A 4,122-nucleotide genomic window follows, 5' to 3' on the forward strand; every position below is an offset into this window, starting at 1 on the left:
TTCCTCGTGCTGGCGGCGCAGCCGCCGCTCCAGCGCCCTGAGCGCCAGCGACAGGCCGACGGTCAGGATGAGATAGATGTAGGCCGTTATCGAATAGGTCTCGAAGAAGCGAAAGGAGCCGGCGGCGTAGACCTTGCCCATCTGCGTGATGTCGGCAACGCCGAGCACCGAGACCAGCGAGGAATCCTTGACCAAAGCGACGAAATCATTGCCGAGCGGCGGCAGGATGGTGCGGATTGCCTGTGGGAACACGATCAGCCGGAAACGCTGCGCGCGTGTCAGCCCAAGCGCCTTCGCCGCTTCGATCTGACCCTTCTCCACCGCCTGGATGCCGGCCCGGAAAACCTCCGAGATGAAAGCCGAATAGCCGATGGTCAGCGCCATGATGGCGCGCCAGAGCAGCGACACGTCGCGCACCAAAAGCTCGCCGAACAGGCCGGCGTTTTGCAGCGGCGCGGTCAGCGCGTTCCAGGCCGCGACGAAGGCCGGCGCGCCGGCAAAGGCGATCCAGAACAACAGCACCAGGATCGGCACGCCGCGGACGATCTCGACATAGAAGCGCGCGATCTGGCGCAGCCAGCGCGAACCGGACATTCCCATCAGCGCGATGCCGAGCCCAATGGCCGACGCCAGCACGAAGGCGATCACGGTGACGAAGATGGTGACGCCGATGCCCTTGGCGACCGTGGCGAACACCTGGGCATAGAGGTTGCTGGTGGCGACGAAGACGGCCACCGCGATCGCGAGGGCTGCGGCAACGACAAGCCACCAGGGGAAGTCGGCTTTGGACGAAGAGGCGGGAGGCATCAAAAGGATTGCGCCAAGGCGCCCCCCTCTGTCCTGCCGGACATCTCCCCCTCAAGGGGGGAGATTGGCAGCTTCGTCGACGGCACTCTTTTTACAACTTTGGTGATTGGCGAAAGCGGAAAAAAGAGCCGATCTCCCCCCTTGAGGGGGAGATGCCCGGCAGGGCAGAGGGGGGCGTTCAAGCGCGAAGTCAGCGCGAAATCACTGCCCCATCTTGTAATCAAGAAACCATTTCTTGTTCAGCGCATCGAACGTCCCGTCCGCCTTCAACGCAGCGATTGCCGCGTTGATCGGCTTCACCAGGTCGGAACCCTTGGGGAAAATGAAACCGAAATCCTCGGTGCCGAGCGGCCCGCCGATCAGTTTCAGTTTGCCCTCGGAGGCGTCGACATAGCCTTTGCCAGCGGTGCCATCGGTCAAAACGACATCGACGTCGCCTGATTTCAGTGCCTGCACGGTCGCGCCGAAGGTCTCGAACAGTTTGATGCGCGGGTTCTGCTCATTGCCGTCGAGCACGCTGTAGACGGCGGTGTAGAAGGGCGTGGTGCCGGCCTGCGCGCCGATCAGCCCGTCCTTGAAGTCGCCGAAGGTCTTGTCGTCAGTGAAGCGGCTCTCATCGCCGCGCACCAGCATGAACTGTTCCGAGCGCATATAGGGGTCGGAGAAATCGACCTTCTCCTTGCGGTCGTCCTTGATGGTGATGCCGGTCATGCCAATGTTGTACTGGTTGTCGGAAACCGCCTGGATCATCGCGTCCCAGGAAGTGTTCTGGTACTCGACCGTGAAATTGAGCCGCTTGGCGATCTCGTTCATCGCGTCATACTCCCAGCCGATCTGCTTGCCGGTCTTGGCATCGATGAACTGCAGCGGCGGATAGGCGTTTTCGGTCACAACCACCACCTTTTTGCCGCCGAGGTCGGGCAGCGCCTGCGCAAAGGCGGCAACGGGCGTCAGGACGAGGGCAAGCAGGCCTGCCAGCAGCAGTTTCGATTTGGTCATGACACACTCCCCGGAAATTGACGGACCCGGACATGGCCGGGCTTGCAGGAAAATACGGCGCCGACTTTAGCTTTCCGCAAGCGTCATGCAAGACGGTCCGCTGCGTCAGGATGCGCGAAAGCGGATTCCAGTGCCTTCATTTCCGGGATTCAGGATTGAACGGTGTCGCGGCAGCGATCAGCTCCGCTTCGCGATGCCGGCATCTGCCTTGCGCAAGCCGGAGACGAACCGCGTCAGCGTGCGGTGCAGGGATTTCAACTCGTCGGCATCCAGCGGCAGGTTGCAAAGCATCGCCGCCGGCACGCTTTTGGCCTGCTCACGCAACGCTTGGCCCTTCGCTGTCGGCTCGACCATAACCCGGCGCTCGTCGGCGGGGTCGCGCCGGCGTGTGACCAGTCCGCCAGCCTCCATCCGCTTGAGCAGCGGCGTCAGCGTCGCCGAATCCAGCCCAAGCGCTTCGCCAAGCTCGCCAACCGTGCTTGGAGCTCGTTCCCACAGCGCCAACATGGCCAGATATTGCGGATAGGTCAGGCCGAGCGGATCGAGCAGCGGGCGGTAGAGCTTCGTCATCAGCCCGCTTGCCGAATAGAGCGCGAAGCACAGCTGCTGGTCGAGCCGCGGAACGTGAAACGTCCCGGTGGCCTCCGCCGGGACGTCGCTGGTGCTCTTTGTCGTCTTTTCCGTCATGCCGCCTTTACCGAAAGCGCTACGTCGACATTGCCCCTGATGGCGTTGGAATAGGGGCAGATCTTGTGCGCCTCCGATACAAGCGCTTCCGCCGCCGCCTGATCAAGGCCTTTCGTTTCCGCCGCGAGCGCGACGCCGAGCTTAAAGCCTTCGCCATTGGGAAGCAGGCTGACGGTGGAGGTTACCCCGGCATCCGTCAGCGACAGCTTCTGTTTGCGCGCGACGAAGCGGATGGCGCTTTCGAAGCAGGCGGCATAGCCGATTGCGAACAGTTGCTCAGGATTGGTGGCGCCCCCCGGCCCGCCGAGCTCCTTGGGCATTGCCAGATCGACCTTGAGCAGACCGTCGCTGGTCTCGCCATGACCGGCGCGGCCGCCGGTGACGTGAGCCTGTGTGGTGTAGAGTGCCATATCAAATCTCCAATTACTTTGTACACGATTATTTAGTACACAAGATAATGTGCCGTCAACAGCGGATCCCGTTTCTGGCGCTGAAAGCGTTCACAGTCCGGTGAAACGAAAAAGGCGGCCGAAGCCGCCTTTTTGAATGGGATGTCCGAAAACCTTATTCGGCGGGGGTCGCTTCCGCGGCGGCCTTGGCTGCTGCTTCGGCTTCGGCGGCGGCCTTCTTCTCGGCGGCGTCCTGGGCGGCCTTCTCGACGGCCAGGGCCTCGGCTGCTGCCACCTTCTCGGCCTCGATGCGGGCCTTCTCGGCGTTCAGCGCATCGCGCTCCTCATCATTCAGCTTGCGGGCGCGCACGCCGGTGTTTTCCGAAATACGGGCCGATTTGCCGCGACGATCGCGCAGGTAATAGAGCTTGGCGCGACGCACCTTGCCGCGGCGAACGATCTCGACGCCTTCAACCATCGGCGAGTAGACCGGGAACACGCGCTCGACGCCTTCGCCGTAGGAAATCTTGCGAACCGTGAAGTTCTCCTGGAAGCCGGCGCCTGCGCGGGCGATGACGACGCCCTCATAGGCCTGGACGCGGGTGCGGGTGCCTTCGGTCACGCGGACCTGGACGCGCACGGTGTCGCCGGGCTGGAATTCGGGAAGCTTGCGCTTGGCTTCGATCTTGGCGGCCTGTTCGGCCTCGAGCTGACGGAGAATATCCATCTCAAAAGTCCACTTCTTGTTCTTCCGACAGTCAGAGCGTCCGACACTCGCCTTGCAGTTCCATTGACCGCTTGGCTATGCCTTTTGTCTCCAAGACATTTGTCTTTGAAACATCCAGCAGGGGCGACTACACCGTCATTGTTGACGGGTCCGGCAGATTCTTTCTGGCCGGTACGGGCGGGCACATACAGCTATTTCGCCGCTTTGTCACGCCTTGGCAGCGCATTTTCTGCTCGCATGGCACCATCGTAATCCTGCCGTGCCGGGTTGCGCCGGTCGTTCAGGCTTTCTAAGCCTGAAATAACACAGTTTTGAGCGGCCGCAATTCATGTCTGTCTTCGATGCCATCCTGCTGTTTCTGGCGGGCTTTCTGTCAGGCGCCGCCAATGCGGTCGCCGGTGGCGGCACCTTCATCACCTTCGGCGCCATGACGTTGGTCGGCCTGCCGCCGATCGTCGCCAACGCCACCTCCTCGGTGACGCAATTTCCAGGCTACATCACCTCGACCCTCGC

General features: G+C 62.1%; 5 protein-coding genes and 1 pseudogene. 1 reads left to right on the top strand and 5 read right to left on the bottom strand.

All coding sequences use genetic code 11. The annotated features are described in order from the left end of the window. The 5 genes from EN893_RS21775 to rplS form a co-directional block, all read right to left on the bottom strand. On the bottom strand, positions 1–807 hold an 807-nt coding region (locus EN893_RS21775), incomplete at its 3' end, for an amino acid ABC transporter permease (protein ID WP_127267366.1). Between the two features lie 201 nt (positions 808–1,008). Then, positions 1,009–1,806, bottom strand: a complete 798-nt coding sequence (locus EN893_RS21785; protein ID WP_127267365.1) for a basic amino acid ABC transporter substrate-binding protein — start codon at positions 1,804–1,806, stop codon at positions 1,009–1,011. A gap of 177 nt (positions 1,807–1,983) precedes the next feature. Then, on the bottom strand, positions 1,984–2,493 hold the full coding sequence (locus EN893_RS21790) for a MarR family transcriptional regulator (RefSeq protein ID WP_127267364.1): 510 nt from the start codon (positions 2,491–2,493) through the stop codon (positions 1,984–1,986). Next, the gene (locus EN893_RS21795) at positions 2,490–2,903 is read right to left on the bottom strand and encodes an organic hydroperoxide resistance protein (protein WP_127267363.1); all 414 of its coding nucleotides are present in this window, start codon (positions 2,901–2,903) and stop codon (positions 2,490–2,492) included. Before EN893_RS21795 ends, EN893_RS21790 begins: the two co-directional genes overlap by 4 nt. 154 nt (positions 2,904–3,057) lie before the next feature. After that, positions 3,058–3,609 carry a 50S ribosomal protein L19 gene (gene rplS, locus EN893_RS21800; protein ID WP_013528861.1) on the bottom strand — a complete coding sequence of 184 codons (552 nt, stop codon included), beginning with the start codon at positions 3,607–3,609 and terminating at the stop codon, positions 3,058–3,060. A gap of 328 nt (positions 3,610–3,937) precedes the next feature. Here rplS and EN893_RS21810 point away from each other — a divergent pair. Beyond that, a pseudogene (locus EN893_RS21810) lies at positions 3,938–4,122 on the top strand (sulfite exporter TauE/SafE family protein); the annotation flags it as partial.

The sequence above is a fragment of the Mesorhizobium sp. M7A.F.Ca.CA.004.04.2.1 genome (assembly GCF_004022825.1).
Taxonomy (GTDB): Bacteria; Pseudomonadota; Alphaproteobacteria; order Rhizobiales; family Rhizobiaceae; genus Mesorhizobium.

Coding starts and splice junctions, on each gene's coding strand:
- EN893_RS21790 (WP_127267364.1), bottom strand. CDS start 2,493: ATGACGGAAAAGACGACAAAGAGCACCAGCGACGTCCCGGCGGAGGCC.
- EN893_RS21795 (WP_127267363.1), bottom strand. CDS start 2,903: ATGGCACTCTACACCACACAGGCTCACGTCACCGGCGGCCGCGCCGGT.
- rplS (WP_013528861.1), bottom strand. CDS start 3,609: ATGGATATTCTCCGTCAGCTCGAGGCCGAACAGGCCGCCAAGATCGAA.
- EN893_RS21785 (WP_127267365.1), bottom strand. CDS start 1,806: ATGACCAAATCGAAACTGCTGCTGGCAGGCCTGCTTGCCCTCGTCCTG.